This is a genomic window from Streptomyces rugosispiralis, assembly GCF_024505145.1.
Classification (GTDB): Bacteria; Actinomycetota; Actinomycetes; order Streptomycetales; family Streptomycetaceae; genus Streptomyces; species Streptomyces rugosispiralis.
The window spans coordinates 456,291-471,969 of sequence record NZ_JANIAA010000001.1; the positions used below are offsets into that span (position 1 = coordinate 456,291).

The 15,679-nt window shown below is 71.0% G+C and carries 11 protein-coding genes and 1 pseudogene; 10 read left to right on the top strand and 2 right to left on the bottom strand.

The window, feature by feature from the left end; translation table 11 throughout:
* Window positions 1–343 precede the first annotated feature (343 nt).
* The 6 genes from NP777_RS48410 to NP777_RS02040 all read left to right on the top strand — a co-directional run bounded on the left by NP777_RS48410 (window position 344) and on the right by NP777_RS02040 (window position 5,403).
* A complete protein-coding gene (locus NP777_RS48410) occupies window positions 344–1,108 on the top strand; it encodes a MauE/DoxX family redox-associated membrane protein (protein WP_391858451.1) in 765 nt (254 codons plus the stop codon).
* The gene (locus NP777_RS02020) at window positions 999–1,490 is read left to right on the top strand and encodes a TlpA disulfide reductase family protein (RefSeq protein WP_391858452.1); all 492 of its coding nucleotides are present in this window, start codon (window positions 999–1,001) and stop codon (window positions 1,488–1,490) included. Before NP777_RS48410 ends, NP777_RS02020 begins: the two co-directional genes overlap by 110 nt.
* A 5-nt stretch (window positions 1,491–1,495) precedes the next feature.
* The gene (locus tag NP777_RS02025) at window positions 1,496–3,430 is read left to right on the top strand and encodes an ABC transporter ATP-binding protein (RefSeq protein WP_256648620.1); all 1,935 of its coding nucleotides are present in this window, start codon (window positions 1,496–1,498) and stop codon (window positions 3,428–3,430) included.
* Window positions 3,431–3,438: 8 nt separating this feature from the next.
* On the top strand, window positions 3,439–3,954 hold the full coding sequence (locus NP777_RS02030) for a S26 family signal peptidase (protein WP_256648237.1): 516 nt from the start codon (window positions 3,439–3,441) through the stop codon (window positions 3,952–3,954).
* Between the two features lie 11 nt (window positions 3,955–3,965).
* Window positions 3,966–4,355: a signal peptidase I gene (locus NP777_RS02035; RefSeq protein ID WP_256648238.1), complete on the top strand. Its 390-nt coding sequence runs from the start codon at window positions 3,966–3,968 to the stop codon at window positions 4,353–4,355.
* Between the two features lie 73 nt (window positions 4,356–4,428).
* On the top strand, window positions 4,429–5,403 hold the full coding sequence (locus tag NP777_RS02040) for a phosphotransferase (protein WP_256648239.1): 975 nt from the start codon (window positions 4,429–4,431) through the stop codon (window positions 5,401–5,403).
* Between the two features lie 136 nt (window positions 5,404–5,539).
* Here NP777_RS02040 and NP777_RS02045 read toward each other — a convergent pair.
* Window positions 5,540–6,219 (bottom strand): annotated as a pseudogene (locus tag NP777_RS02045) (alpha/beta hydrolase).
* Between the two features lie 401 nt (window positions 6,220–6,620).
* Entirely contained in the window at window positions 6,621–7,355 is a 735-nt protein-coding gene (locus NP777_RS02055) for a response regulator transcription factor (RefSeq protein ID WP_256648240.1), read from the bottom strand.
* Between the two features lie 132 nt (window positions 7,356–7,487).
* On the opposite strand from NP777_RS02055, the gene NP777_RS02060 reads away from it, so the two are divergent.
* From NP777_RS02060 to NP777_RS02075, 4 genes are all read left to right on the top strand, one after another.
* On the top strand, window positions 7,488–8,792 hold the full coding sequence (locus NP777_RS02060) for a sensor histidine kinase (protein WP_256648241.1): 1,305 nt from the start codon (window positions 7,488–7,490) through the stop codon (window positions 8,790–8,792).
* A gap of 219 nt (window positions 8,793–9,011) precedes the next feature.
* Complete coding sequence (locus NP777_RS02065; protein WP_256648242.1) at window positions 9,012–10,376, top strand: aspartate aminotransferase family protein; 1,365 nt, start codon at window positions 9,012–9,014, stop codon at window positions 10,374–10,376.
* A 15-nt stretch (window positions 10,377–10,391) separates the two neighbouring features.
* Window positions 10,392–11,516: an aspartate kinase gene (locus NP777_RS02070; protein ID WP_256648243.1), complete on the top strand. Its 1,125-nt coding sequence runs from the start codon at window positions 10,392–10,394 to the stop codon at window positions 11,514–11,516.
* A gap of 5 nt (window positions 11,517–11,521) precedes the next feature.
* On the top strand, window positions 11,522–15,649 hold the full coding sequence (locus NP777_RS02075; RefSeq protein ID WP_256648244.1) for a Pls/PosA family non-ribosomal peptide synthetase: 4,128 nt from the start codon (window positions 11,522–11,524) through the stop codon (window positions 15,647–15,649).
* Window positions 15,650–15,679: the final 30 nt, after the last annotated feature.

Here is a 15,679-nt window from a genome sequence, read left to right on the forward strand (position 1 = left end):
CTCGGCCTGTTCGTTCCCCAGGTGGAGGCCTCTGCCGTGCAGGTGAAGCAGTGCTGGCCGCAGTGCTGGCAGTGCAACAGGCAGTACGGCGGTCAGTGCAGCTGCAACGCCCGGTGTTGCAAGAACTCGGCCGGAGGCTTCGACTGCGCCGGTTGCGTGGGCTGCTGACACCACGCGAGGCCGCGCCGACCGCCGTCCGCTCCTGGACGACGGCGTACCCGGCGCGCCGCTGAACGACAGCGGGCGGGCGGCCCCCGAGTGGCCAACGGGGGCATTCGGGGGCCGCCCTCACGCTCAGCCCGCACCCCTTACCTCGATTGAAAGGGTTGCCGTGCAGTATCTGGTGATCGCGGTCCGGGCCGTGATCGGCGTGGTCTTCCTGATCGCCTTCCTGGGCAAGTCGGCGGGCCGGGGGAGGTTCGCGGCCTTCGTGGACTCGCTGCCCGCCATGGGAGTGGTGCCACCGCGGCTGGTCCGACCCGCGGCGGGGGCCGTGGTCACCGCGGAGGGTGCCGTCTGTGCCCTGCTCATCGCGCCGTCGGACGTCGCCGCCGTGGCCGGACTGGCCCTCGCGGCGGTGCTGTTGAGCGTTTTCGCCGCCGCCACGGCCCGCACCATACGGCGGGGAACGGGCGCCACCTGCCGCTGCTTCGGGGCCTCGGCGGCCCCGCTCGGCCGCCGCCATCTCGTGCGCAATGTGCTACTGACCGCCCTCGCGGCGGCGGCCGGCCTGATGACACTGGCGGACCGGGCGCCGACGACGGCGACGGGAGCCCTCGTGGCGGCGGTGGCCGGGCTCGTCGCGGGTGCCCTGGTGACCGTACTCGACGACCTGGCCGAGCTCTTCGGCCCGTCCAGGGCCCGGCCGACCCACGATTCGACGCGCGCACACACCATCCGAAGGCCATCCGGGATATCCGGGACATCCGGGAGGAACGACCATGCCAGTCCTGATCAGCGCCGTGGTGCTCGTGGGGGCACTGTGTTCGCTGGACCTGATCCTCACCCTGGGCGTGATCAAGCGTCTGCGGGAACACGGCGAGCTGCTGGCGGCGAGGGCCGTCGACCGGCCACGCTCGGCGATCGAACTCGGCGAGCCGGTCGGTGAATTCACCGCCCACAGCGTGGACGGCGAGCCGTTGAGCCGCGCCACGATGACCGGGGCCACCCTGGTGGGCTTCTTCACGCCGACCTGCGGACCGTGCAAGGAGCAACTGCCGAAGTTCATGGAGTACGCGCGTACGATGCCCGGCGGACGCGATCGGGTGCTGGCCGCCGTGGTGGGCGATGCGGATCTGGCCGCGCCCATGGTCGCCGAACTGCGGTCGGTGGCGAAGGTCGTGACCCAGACCCGCAACGAGGAACCCATGGGCGCGGCATTCGAGATCATGGCGTTTCCCACGGTGCTCATGGTCGCGCCGGATGCCGAGGGCGATGTCGTGGTCACCGACGACGCGGTGGACCTGTCCCGGCCGTCGCTTCCGGTGTGACCGCCATGCGCGGGCGAGGCGGCCACGAGGAGTCGGCGGCGGACACCGCCTACGCCCCTTCGGGCGCCCCGGGCACGCGCGCCGTGATCGCGCTGCGGCGGCTCGCCGCCGTCTGCGCGGTCACCGCCCGCGCCGCCCCCGGCACCCTGCTGCTCCACATAGGACTGTCGCTGCTGGTGAGCGCGTTGCCGGTGGCGACGGCCTGGCTGATGAAGCTGGTCCTGGACGATCTGGCGGGCGGTGCTCCGAGCACGCTGCTGTGGCCCGGGACGGCGATGGCCTGCCTCGGTGTGACAGCGGTGGTGGCCTCGCAGGCCATGCGATACGCGCGAGCGGAGCTGGACCGCCGGGTGGGACTGGAGATGCAGGACCGGCTGTTCGCCGCCGTCGACGGGTTCGTCGGGCTGGGGAAGTTCGAGAACCCGCACTTCCTGGACCGCCTGCGGCTGGCCCAGCAGGCGGGCCACGAGACGGCCACCCATGTGGCGGAGAGCATCCTGGGCGTCGTACGCGCCGGGGCGACCATCGGTGGCTTCCTCGGTTCGCTCCTCCTCGTCAGCCCCATGATGGCCGGGATACTGCTGGTGGCCGGGGTGCCGGTGCTGTGGTCGGAGGTGGCACTGGCACGACGGCGGGCGCGGATGCTGTGGGAGGTCGGGCCGGTCGAGCGGCGGGAGTTCTTCTACGCCGATCTGCTGTCGAGTGTGGAGGCGGCCAAGGAGGTCCGGCTCTTCGGCATCGGCCCGTTTCTGCGGGAGCGGATGCTCACGGAACGACGGACGGCCAACGCCGCGAAGCGGACCATGGACCGGCGCGAAATCGCGGTGCAGACGGGGCTGGGCGGACTGGCGGCGCTGGTCTCCGGCGGTGGACTGCTCTGGGCGGTCCTCGCGGCGCGTGGCGGGGCGCTGTCGGTGGGCGATGTGACCATGCTCGTGGCCGCGATCGCCGGTGTGCAGGGGGCGCTGGCCTCGTTGGCGGGCGACGCCGCGCAGGGTCAGCAGACGCTGCTGATGTTCGACCACTACACGGCGGTGACACAGGCCACCTCGGACCTCCCGGTCGCGGACCGGCCCCGCCCGCTGCCGACGCTGCGTCACGGAATCGAGTTCCGGGACGTCTGGTTCCGTTACTCTCCCGATCTCCCGTGGGTGCTGCGCGGCGTCGATCTGCACCTTCCGCGGGGCCGTGCGCTGGCCCTCGTCGGACTCAACGGGGCGGGCAAGTCCACCTTGGTGAAGCTGCTCTGCCGGTTCTACGACCCGACGTGCGGCGCGATCCTGTGGGACGGCGTGGACATCCGTGAGGTCGATCCGGGGCGGTTGCGGGAACGCGTGGGCGCGGTGTTCCAGGACTATATGCAGTACGACATGACGGCGGCGGAGAACATCGCACTCGGCGACCTCACCGTGCTGACGGAAGCGGAACGATCGCGTGAGCGGCTGCGCCAGGCCGCCCAACGCGCCGGAATCGACCGCCAGTTGGCCGCGCTCCCCCGGGGCTACGACACCTTGCTGACCCGGATGTTCTTCACCGAGGAGGACAAGGGCAACCCGGAGACGGGCGTGGTCCTCTCCGGCGGTCAGTGGCAACGGCTGGCGCTGGCGAGGGCGTTCCTGCGCGATGCGTGTACGCGCCGCGAACTGATGATCCTCGACGAGCCATCGGCCGGACTCGACGCGGAAGCGGAGCACGAGATCCACGCGACCCTGCGCCGTGAGCGGAGTGCCCGCACCAGCCTCCTGATCTCGCACCGGCTCAGCGCGCTGCGGGACGCGGACGTCATCGTCGTACTCAAGGACGGGCGGGTCGCCGAGCGGGGCGACCACACCCGGCTGATGGCGGCGGACGGCGAGTACGCGCGGCTCTTCACCCTCCAGGCCGGTGGCTATCAGCTCTCCGCCGAGGAGTCTGCGGTAGCGCCGGAAGAGGCCGTGTGATGGGTCTGATGGCGCTGGGACTGGGGATGGCCCTGGGGGCGGCTCTCATCACGGGGACGGTGCTGCGGCGGACGCTCGTGGTCGTGACCGTACGGGGCGGGAGCATGGAACCCACGTACCGCGACGGCGAGCGAGTGCTGGTGCGGCGCGGCGGACGGTGCGCGGTCGGGCAGGTGGTCGTCGTACGGCAGGAGGACGGCGGGCGCCCGTCACCCGCGCCGAGCCAGGCGGTGGCGGCCGTGGGCAACGCACAGGACTGGATGATCAAACGTGTGGCGGCGGTTGCGGGCGACCGCCCGCCACCGGGAGCACTCCCGGCCCCGTACGCCACCGATGGCCCCGTCCCACCCGGAGCACTGGTCCTCCTGGGCGACAACACCCACAACAGCTACGACTCCCGCGAGGCGGGCTACTTCCCCGCGGCACACGTCCTGGGCACCGTCCTCCGGCCCCGCCCCCGGCCGACGTACGATGAGACGCGACAGCCACGGGGATGCCGAGCCGCGCACACGAGGAGCTGCTAGCGTCCGGCACCGTGAGCGACAGCGTATACGTGGGCAATGCGGGCAAGGACGCGGCACTGGACCGGGGGTGGCTCCTCGGACACTTCAAGGACGTCGGCGATCCGCGCCACAGCGAGGCCGTGGAGATCAAATGGGGCGTCCACCCTCGTGGCGACGAACGAGCGGAGTGGGTGAGGGGCGAGGAACGCACCGCTCTCCTGGTTCTCATCAGCGGGCGTTTCCGCGTGGAACTCCCCGGCCATGACGTTCTTCTGGAAGAGCGGGGTGATTACGTCGTGTGGGGACACGGAGTCGACCACTCATGGTTCGCGGAGGAAGAGTCGGTGGTGCTGACCGTCCGATGGCCTTCCGTGCCCGGTTACGCGGTGGCCGGGAATGGCGGAGCGCACCCGCGGAGCTGAGCACACCGGCCGCACTCGGCCACTCAGCCACTCAGCCACTCGGCCACTCGGCCGCTGAAGACGGGGGATCACCATGACACGCGATGCCGGCGAGGAACTCGTGGCGGCGAACCCGGGCCTCCCCGAGGCCACGGGTAGCCGACGGTTGGACTGGGCGGCGCTGCCGCGCGAGGTGACGGCTCGGATCGAGCGGCTGCTCGGCAGCCCGGTGGCCCACGCGATCAGCCAGCGGGGCGGGTTTTCCGAGGGGCTCGCCGCACGAGTGCGCCTGGAGAACGGGAAAGGTGCGTTCATCAAGGCGGCCGACTCGGTGATGGCACCGGCGGTGGCGGACTTCCACCGCCGTGAGATCACCGTGTCCCAGCGGCTTCCCAGGGAGGTGCCGGCGCCGCGGTTGCTCGACGCGTACGACGACGGCACCTGGGTCGTGCTGGCCTTCGAGGAGATCGTGGGATACCTGCCCGCCCAGCCGTGGCAGCGGGAGGAACTCGACAGAGTGCTCGCGGCCGTCACCGATATGGCGGAGGTCCTGACGCCATCGCCCGTGAACGAGGCAATCCTGAGCAAGCCGCGCCTCGGAGGATGGCTGGCGATGGCGGACGACGCCGCTGTCAGGGGCAAGGTCGGGGAGCTGTCACCGTGGGCGGCCCACCATTTCGACCAACTCGCCGCCCTGGAAGAGAACGCCTCGCTGGATGGCGCCACTCTCCTGCACGGAGACTTGTACCCGTTCAACATCATGCTGACCGCGGACCGTGTCTTCGTCGTCGACTGGCCGCACGCCTGGATCGGCCCCCGTCACTGTGATGCGGTCACATTGATGTCGAGCGCCTCCCTCAGCGGTGTGGACCCGCGGCCGATCGCCCGGAACCACCCGCTGACCCGCGACCTGGACCCCGCCCGGATCAACGAGATGCTCGCCCTGCACGCCGGATTTCTCCTCCGGACCGCTGCCGCGGCCGGGCCGGCCGCCGATCCCAACATCGTGGCCATGATGACCGCGCTGGGTCTCGCCTCACTGCGCTGGCTGCGCGGTGCTCGGCCGTAGACATCCCGGCGACCGGGCGGCGCGCGGGTGATGGCCACCCCTACAGCAGATGCGCTTTCGACGCGGGCGACGAGCGCGACGACACTCACGGACCCACGCGGACGGCCCGACGCGGCGCGCCACACCGGCCCCGGCGTCAGCCCCGCGCTTGGCCCAGGTGCTCACCGAAGAAGCCCGCGAGCTTCTCGACGGCGGGGTCCACGTACTGCTTCTTGTCGTAGAGGTCGACATGGCCGGCGCCGTCGATCCAGTGGATCTCCTCGGGGCCGATGGCCCGCTGGAACGCTTCGACGCTCATCCAGGACGTGACGGCTCGGGTGCCGACGAGGGGTGCCGGGCGCGCGGGGTGCGGTAGTACGCGAAGCCCTCGGCGCCGTGCGCTCCGCCGAGCGCGCACCGGGCCTCGGTGGTGCGCGCGTCGGCCGCGGCGGCCGGCATGCTCTGGACCGCGGCCGGGGCCTGGGTCCCGTCGGCTCCCAGCCGGAACTGGCGGGCGATGTCGACGGCGCTGACCGTGGCGACGGCCTGGACGCGGTGATCGCTCGCGGTGGCGGGCAGCACGTAGCCACCGGGGGCGCAGATGCCGACCGCGCCGATGCGGCCCGAGTCGACTTCGCCGCGGGTGGTGAGGAAGGAGACGGCGGCCTTGAGGTCCTCGACGCGGTGGGCGGGATCCTCCAGGCCACGCGGCAAGCCACCGCCGGGGTGGCCGACGACGATCGCCGGGCGCGGGGCCTGTGCCGGGGTGTCGGGGACGTAGAGGTGACCGGCGAGCGGGATGCCGACACTGTCGAAGGTGACGTTCGTCTTCACCACGGGATGCTCCAGGTGTGCTGTCTCGGCGGAGCCGCACCACGGCGGTGCGTCGTGGCGAGGCGGTGAGTACGCCCCAGGGATCCGCCCCGGGCGGTGGGCTCCGCGCCCGGCACATCGCCGGGCACTCCCCCGCTCTCGGGGCGCGACGCCGTCGCCGCGCTGCGCGTGGAGGCGCGGCCGACCCCGTGGACCCCGAACTGGCCCAACTCGTTGGCGAGTTGTCCGTGCAGGACGCCGACTTCCGCACCTGATGGGCTGGACTGCGACATCTGGAGCAGCCCCGGCGGCTCGGGTCAGCGCCTCATGGTCCTCACCGCCGAGCCGCTCCGCGACGACCGAGCCCGGAACCGTCGCAGCACTTCGGAGCCGGTCCCGGGGCTCCGTACCGACGACGAGTCGTCCTACGGCTTGGGTGGGTCGAGCCGGTAGCCGTGTCCGCGCAGAGTGGTGAGGACGGGTAGGGCGACGGGCACGGGCGCGTCGGACGCCGCCGCCTGAAGCCGGCGGCGCAGGGAGGACATGGTGACGTCCAGGGTCTTGGTCGGCCCGAACCAGTTCTCGTCCCACACCTCCGCCATGAGCGATTCGCGGGAGACCGCCTCCTCCGGATGCCGGACCAGGACGGCGAGGAGCTCGAACTCCTTGGGACGCAGTTCGACCTCCCGGTCACCGAGGTGGCAGCGGCGCGCCGCGGTGTCCACGGTGAGATCGCCGATGCGGACCAGTTCGTCCGGTCCCGCCGGGGCGGGCGGGCGGCGGCGGAGATGGGCGCGGAGGCGGGCGAGCAGCACGTTCATGCTGAAGGGTTTGGCGAGGTAGTCGTCGGCGCCCGCGTCCAGGCCCTCGATGACGTCGATCTCCTCGCTGCGGGCGGTCAGGATGAGGATCAGGACATCGGGATGCTCATTGCGCAGCTGCCGCGCCACGTCGATGCCGTCCATGTCGGGGAGGCCGAGGTCGAGGAGGACGACGTCGTTGGGGCTCCGACCGGCCTCGGCCAGGCCGGAACCGCCGGCCCGGGCCCAGGTCACCGCGTAGCCGTGGGATCGCAGACCAGCCTCCACATGCCGCCCGATGACCTCGTCGTCCTCGATGAACAAGACGGACACCGTGTCCTTGGCCCCTGTCGCCCACATGTTCCGAAGCGTAGAGCGCGTGACCGCCCGGGGCGCGCGGACGGTCCGCTGTCAGGGTTCACTCGGCTGTTCCACGGACGGTGGCGACCCTGCCTCGGCCGCACCGGGCGCGCCCGCGCTCATGATGGGCGTATGAGACAGCGCGTGATGCGGGTGGCCGTGATGGCGGTGCTGGTGGCGCTGATCCTGCTCGCCACGCCGCTGGCGCTCGGGATCCAGACGGCCTTCTTCGCGAACAAGCGGGATGAGCTGGAGCGCGCGGCCCTGGCGGCCGCGGTCCATGTACCCCCGTTCGTGGTGGGCGGCCATGTGGAGCTGCCCCCTCATGAGCGTGGCATCGATGTCGGGGCGTACGACCTGTCCGGGCGGCTGCGTAACGGCAGCGGCCCCAGGAAGGCGGACGCGATCACCCGGGAGGCCCGGAAGGGGGTCCTGGTCCGGGGCCGCGACGACCACCAGATCGTGGTGGCCGCTCCCCTGTCCACCAAGGAGCAGCTGATCGGTACGGTCCGCGCGTCGTCCGGCACCGCGGAGGTATGGCGCCGCATCGTCCTGGCCTGGCTGGGTCTGGCCGGTCTCGCCCTGGCGGCGCTGGCCACGGCCGTCGTGGTGGCACGCCGCCAGGCACGCACGCTCAGCGCGCCCCTGGAGGCGCTGTCGGCGAAGGCCGGAGCGGTGGCGGGCGGGGACTTCACCGCGCGTGCCGAAGGCAGCGCGATCGCCGAGATCGACCAGGTGGCGCGCACCCAGAACACCATGGTCGACCATCTGACCAGGTGGCTCGAGCACGAGCGCCACTTCACCTCCAACGCCTCCCACCAGTTGCGCACCCCGCTGGCCGGTCTGCAACTCGGTCTGGAGGCAGCCGTCGGCGATCCCGGCGCGGATCTGCGAGCGGCGCTGACGGAGGCCCTGGAACAGGCCCGGCATCTTCAGCGGACCGTGGACGAGGTGCTCCGGCTGGCCAGGGCGGCGCCACTCCCCGGTGCACCCACGACCACCCGGCCCGCCGCCGAGGTGGTCGAAGGGGTGGAGCGCCGCTGGCACGGTACGTTCGCCGCCGAGGGCCGGCGTCTGGACTTCGTTGCCGAGCCGGACGGCGACGGCCTGCGGATCCCCGACCGCACCGCCGAACAGATCTTGGACGTCCTGCTGGACAACGCTCTGCGGCACGGCCGCGGTGCCATCCAGATCACCGTGCGCGAGATGGGCGGCGCGACCGCCGTCGACGTGTCCGACGAGGGCTCGCTGGCACTCGACCGACGGACCCTCTTCCGGCGGGGGGCGACCACATCCCCCGCCGGAAGAGGCATCGGACTGACATTGGCCCGGGAACTGGCCGAGACGGCCGGGGGCCGGCTCACCCTCGCCCGGTCCAAGCCCACCACCTTCACTCTGCTGCTGCCCGCCGCGGAGCCACCGCCGTCCCACGAGTGAGGCGCGCCTTGTCGGCCGGCTCGGCCCGCGCCCTTTCGAGGCCGGGTACGCGCGGAACGCCGACGCCCCGTCCTGGGCCCGGTGCGTCCAGGACGACGGCGTCAACAGGTTTTGCCGTCGTCTAACCCCCGTCGCGCTGGGTGTTAACCACCCCCTTCCTAGCGTGGTAAGCGTCAAGGGTTCGCCCGCGGACGCAAAGCGTCTTTGGGGAGGTTTACGATGACCACGCTCCTCCTGCCAGCTCCGCTGACGGCACCACGAGTCAGCGGCGATCTGCCCGGTCCCCGCTCCACCGCCCTGCTGGCCCATCAGGAGCGGTGGGAGTCGAGCGCGCGGACCTACCCGCGCCATCTGCCCATCGCCCTGGCCGAGGGTTCGGGCAGCTTCGTCCGGGACGTCGACGGCAATGTCTTCATCGACTTCCTCGCCGGCGCCGGGGTGCTGTCACTCGGCCACAACCATCCGGAGCTGGTGCGGGCCGTCCGGCATCAGCTCGGCTCCCTCACCCACGGCTTGGACTTCCCCACCCCCGCCAAGGACGCCTTCGCCCAGGCCCAGCTGTCCATGCTGGCGCCGGAGCTGCGCAAGCGCACCCGGCTGCACTTCTGCGGGCCGACGGGGGCCAACGCCGTCGAGGCGGCCATCAAGCTCTGCAAGATCGCGACCGGCCGGGGCGACATCATCTCCTTCCAGGGCGCCTTCCACGGCAGCACCCACGCGACGATGGCGCTCAGCGGGCTGGTGTCCCAGAAGGCGCCCGTGCGCGATGGCATGCCCGGGGTGCACTTCTTCCCGTACACCGCCGGTGACCCGGCCCCGGGCGTCCGCTCCGGCGACGGCGCCGACCTCCTGGAGCAGGCGTTGCGGGACAGCAACGGCGGCATTTCACCGCCGGCCGCGGTGATCATGGAGATGGTGCAGGGTGAGGGCGGAAACTTCGTCGCCCGCGCCGACTTCGTCCGCAAAGTGCGCGAGGTGACCCGTTCGCTGGGCATCCCTCTGATCGTCGACGAGGTCCAGACCGGCTGCGGACGCACCGGCACCTGGTTCGCCTTCGAGCAGTACGGCATCGAACCGGATGTCATCGTGGCGTCCAAGGCGCTGAGCGGCATCGGTCTGCCGGTCGCCCTCATCCTCTACGACACCGCGCTGGACACCTGGGCGCCCGGTGCGCACATCGGGACCTTCCGCGGCAATCAACTGGCCTTCGCCGCCGGGGTGGAGACGATCCGCATCTTCCGGCGGGACGGCGTCCTGGGGAACGTCCGCCGACGGGGCGCTCAGATCGCGGACCGGCTGGGCGGGCTGACCCGCGATCCATGGGTCCGCCAAGTGCGCGGCCGCGGGCTGATGTGGGGGATCGAACTGGCGGACCCCCGCGACGGCCGCCCCGCCACCGAGGTCGCGGCCGCGGTCCAGCATCACGCGCTGCGCCACGGGCTCATCGTGGAACGCGGCGGACGCGACGACGCCGTGGTGCGTCTCCTGCCCCCGCTGAACGTCACCGCCGAGGTCGTGGACATGGCCTGCTCGATCCTGGTGGATGCCGTCCGGGCCGGTACCGATCGTTCCTCGGGCCGCTGAGATTGGGGGAATCGGATGGCTCTCATCGTCCAGAAGTACGGAGGCTCTTCGATACCCACCGCCGAGCGGATCAGGCGGGTCGCCGAACGGGTGGTCGGAGCCTATGACCAGGGCCATGACGTGGTCGTGGTGGTGTCCGCCATGGGTGACGCCACCGATGAACTCCTCGCGCTGGCCCGGAATGTGGACACCGCACCCTGTCCGCGGGAGCTGGACACCCTGCTGAGCGTGGGCGAGCAGGTCTCGAGCGCACTGACCGCGATGACGATCCACGCGCTCGGTGGGTCGGCGTGCTCCTGCTCAGGCCGCCAGGCCGGGGTGATCACGACTCCGGCCCATGGCGGGGCCCGGATCGTGGACGTGCGGCCTCGTCTGGTCCGGGAGGCGCTGGACCGCGGCATGATCCCGGTGGTCACCGGGTTCCAGGGGGTGTGCGGGGAAAACGACGACGAGGTCACCACCCTGGGCCGCGGCGGATCCGACACCACGGCGGTCGCCCTGGCGGCGGCGCTCAAGGCCGACGTATGCGAGATCTGCACCAATGTGGACGGGGTGCTCACCGCGGATCCCGCACTCGTGCCCGAGGCGAGGCCGATCGGCCACCTCACCCATGAGGCCATGCGAGAGCTGGCGGCCGGCGGAGCGCGGGTGCTGGCGCTGTCCGGCGCCGAGTACGCCGAACGTTACGCGGTGCCCCTCCGAGTGCGGTCGTCCTACGGCGAACATCCGGGCACCGTCGTCTCGGCCGAGCGTCCCCCGCCGTACGGATCCCCCGCGCGGGTGGTGGGCCTGGCCCATGACCCGTCCCCCGACGCGCCGGCCGCCCTCCGGACCTGCCACCGAGGCATCGGCCACGGCGCCCTGGTCCACGAGGACGACGTCGGGACCGTGTCGCTCGTCGGGACCGGGCTCAGGTCGCACGCCGGGATCTTCCTCCGGTTGCGGGAGACGCTGAACAGGGTGGAGGTGCCGTTCGAACCGGTGTCGGCGTCGGACACCCGCATCTCCGTCCTGTGCCGTGCCTCCCTGCTGCCGGACGCCGTACGGGCCCTGCACAAGGCGTTCGTGGAGAGGGAGCCCGCTCAGCCCCTCTGGCAGACCGGATCCGATGAAGCCGTGGCCGTGGTGCGCGGGAGGTGAGCACGATGCCGGGAAGTGACGGGTACGAGGCGGTGCGCGAACGGTCGTCGTGCGCGTGGGCGCCGAGGTCGCAGAGTCGTCCGGACGGCCTGCTCGGCTGTGCGGGCTGGGACGGTTCGGTCAGGTGGCGGAACGGCGAGCGGCTTGAGCGGCTCTTCGAGGAGCGCTGCGACCGGATGCGTGCGCGGGGAACCGAGGACCGGCTCGCGGTGGACGCCGACGATGTCGCCCTCACCTACCCGCAGCTGGACGAAAGGGCCAACCGGCTCGCTCGTTTCCTGATGGCCGAGGGGGTACGGCCCGGGGACCGGATCGGGTTGCTGCTCGACGAGGCGGTGGACGCCTATGTCGGGATGCTGGCCGTGCTCAAAGCACACGCCGCGTACGTACCGCTGGATGTCGGATTCCCGTCGGATCGATTGAGCTACATCGTGTCCGACGCTTCCGTGCGCATGGTCCTGTCACTGTCCCGGCTCTCCGAGCGGACACGATGCCTGAGTGCCCAGCCGCTGTATCTGGACCGGGTGCGGGAGAGGGTCGCGGAGCAGTCTCCCGAGCGCCCCGGTGCCCCGGCTGCCGGGGAGCCGCCGGACGACCTGTGTTACATCATCTACACCTCGGGATCCACGGGCCGCCCGAAGGGCGTGGCCGTCGGACACCCCGCTGTGTGCAACTTCGTCCGAGTGGCCTCGGAGGTCTACGGCATCACCTGCGACGACCGGGTCTACCAGGGGATGACCATCGCGTTCGACTTCTCCGTCGAGGAGATATGGGTGCCCTGGATGGCCGGTGCCACGGTGGTACCCAGACCCGAAGGGCCGAGCCTGCTCGGTGCCGAGCTGGACGCGTTCCTGCGGGAGCGGCGGGTCTCGGCCCTGTGCTGCGTTCCCACCTTGCTGGCCACCCTGGACGAGAACGCGTCCGAGCTGCGCTTCCTGCTGGTATCCGGGGAACCGTGTCCGCAGGATCTCGTCACCCGCTGGCACCGGACCGGCCGCCGGTTCCTCAACGTCTACGGCCCGACCGAGGCGACCGTCACGGCGACCTGGAGCCCGCTGGCCCCGGACCGTCCGGTGACCATCGGTGTCCCGCTGCCGACGTACTCGGTCGCCGTCCTCGATCCGGAACGGAACACACCCGTGCCACCGGGCACGATGGGGGAAATCGCGATCGGCGGGATCGGGCTCGCCGACGGTTACCTCAACCGGCCCGAGGTGACCGAGGGCGCCTTCATCCCGGACTTTCTCGGCGTCCCCGGGAATCCGTCCGGCAAGATCTACCGGACCGGGGACCTGGGCAGGATCAACGCCCATGGTGAGGTCGAGCATCACGGCCGCATCGACACCCAGGTCAAGATCCGCGGCTACCGCGTGGAACTGACCGAGATCGAGTCGGTGCTGCTGCGCATACCCGGAATCGCCCAGGCGGTCGTCAGCGACCGGGAGATCACCCCGGGGACCGTGGAACTGTGCGCCTACTACACCACCTGCGCGGGCATGACCGTGGATCCCGAGCGGGCCGTGGCACACCTGCGGGAACGGCTGCCCGGATACATGGTCCCCGGCTATCTCGAACACCTCACGTCGATCCCGATGCTGCCCAGTGGCAAGGCCGACCGTCGTCGTCTGCCACCACCGACCGGGCGGCGGCTCACCGCACAGGGCGATGGCACGGCTCCGCACACCACCACCGAACGGATGCTGGCCGAACTGCTGGCCGCGGTGCTGCAGGTCGAGCGGGTCTCCGTGGACAGCCACTTCTTCGCCGACCTCGGCGCCAATTCCCTGCTCATGGCCCGGTTCAACGCGGCCGTGCGCAACCGTCATGACCTGCCCGACGTGTCGATGAGGGACGTCTATCTGCATCCCACGGTGCGCCGGCTCGCCACGGCCCTGACCGAAGCGCCACCCCCTGCCCAGGCCGCGCTCGACCGCGTACCGGAGCAACCGGCCGCTCCGGCGGTGGGCAGGCTCGGGTACGCCCTGTGCGCGGCCCTCCAGTTCCTGGCGTTCCTCGCCTACGTCTGCTTCGCTTCGGTGGCGCTGGACGCCGGAACGTCCTGGCTGGTGCGGGGGCAGGGGTGGCTCGATGTCTACGAACGCGCGGTCGCGCTCGGCGCCCTGGCGCTGATCGGCGCGAGCCTGTTCCCCATCGCCGTCAAATGGATGCTCATCGGAAGGTGGAAACCGCGGCGCATTCGGTTGTGGAGCGTGGCCTACGTCCGCTTCTGGTGTGTCAAAACCCTCCTGGTCGCCAACCCGCTGGCCCGGCTGACGGTCGGAACCCCGATGTACACCCTGTACCTGCGGGCGCTCGGTGCCAAGATCGGACCACGCACGGTGATCTTCACCCGGTGGGTGCCGATCTGTACCGACCTGCTGACCATCGGGGCGGACACCGTGATCCGCAAGGAGAGCTATCTCACCGGTTACCGGGCACGCGACGGGGCCATCGAGACCGGCCCGGTCACCATCGGTTCCGGCGCCTTCGTCGGGGAGCACAGCACTCTCGACATCGGCGTACACCTCGGCGACGCCGCCCAGCTCGGCCATGCCTCCGCGCTGCACGAAGATCAGTCGATACCCGCCGGGCAGCGGTGGCATGGCTCGCCCGGCCGGCCCGCACCGGCAGAGTGCGAGTACCTCGCCGTTCCGCCGGCCCGCTGCGGGCGGCTGAGGCGAGTGTCCTACACCCTCGCCATGCTGCTGGCGCTGACGGCCACCGTAGGAGCGGCCGAGGTGGCCGTCGCCGCACTGCTGGAAGCCCGGCCCGCGCTGGTCCACACCCTCACCGGAGCGGGCGGCCCCGGCAGTTGGACGTACTACGCCGACGGCCTGGAGATCGCGGCGGCCACGGTGCTCGGCCTCGCCCTCCTGGGTGCGACCCTCGTACCGGCCCTGTCGCGCGTACTGTCCCGTCCCCTCAGACCGAACACCGTGTACCCGCTGTACGGGATCCGCTTCACACTCCAGCGCGCCGTCGCCCGCCTGACCAGCACCCGCTTCACCATCGCGCTGTTCGGCGACAGCTCGGCGATCGTGCACTACCTGAAAGCCCTCGGATACCGGCTGGCGCCGGTCGAGCAGACCGGATCCAACTTCGGCACGATGCTCAAACACGAGGTGCCCACTCTCAGCCGCGTCGGCACCGGGACCATGGTCTCCGACGGACTGTCCATGGCGAACGCGGAGTACTCCAGCACCTCGTTCCGCACCGCTCCGGCCGCCATCGGAAACCACAACTACCTGGGCAACAACATTGTCTACCCGGCCGGCGGCAGGACCGGCGACAACTGCCTGCTGGCCACCAAGGTCATGATCCCCGTCAGCGGTCCGGTCAGGGAGAACACCGGGCTGCTCGGCTCACCCCCCATCGAGATCCCACGGTCGGTCGAACGCGACCGCCGCTTCGACCACCTCACCACCGGATCCGGGCTCCGGCGCCGCCTCGCGGCCAAGAACCGCCACAACGCCGGGACCATGGCCCTGTTCCTGACCGTGCGCTGCCTGTACGTCTACGGTCTCCTCCTGATCGCGATGTTTCCCCTGGCCGGCGACGGCGGGCTGTACTGGCTGGAGACGATCGGCACCGCCCTCCTCGAACTCGCCTTCACGGTCGGCTTCTTCGTGTCGACCGAACGGGCCGTACAGGGTTTCCGTGCCCTGCGGCCACGGTTCTGCTCCATCTACGAGCGGCCCTTCTGGCGGCACGAGCGCTACTGGAAGGTTCCGTCCATCCTCTACCTCGCCATCTTCAACGGCACCCCCGTCAAACCCCTCATCTGGCGGCTGCTCGGCGTCCGCATGGGCCACCGGGTCTTCGACGACGGCTGCCGGATCCTGGAACGGACCCTCACCCAGGTCGGCGACGGCTGCGCCCTCAACGCCGGCAGCATCCTGCAAGCACACTCCCTCGAAGAGGGCGTCTTCAAATCCGACCGCATCACCATCGGCGACGGCTGCACCATCGGCACCAGCGCCTTCGTGCACTACGGCGTCGTCATCGACGACCACGCCCGCATCGAGGCCGACTCCTTCCTCATGAAGGGCGAACACGTACCGGCACACGCCCGGTGGCGCGGCAATCCGGCGGTGGAGCCGACCACCGAGGCCGCCCGCCGCGAAAGGCCGTAGTCGAGCGTGACGTCGCGGTGGTCAGGATGC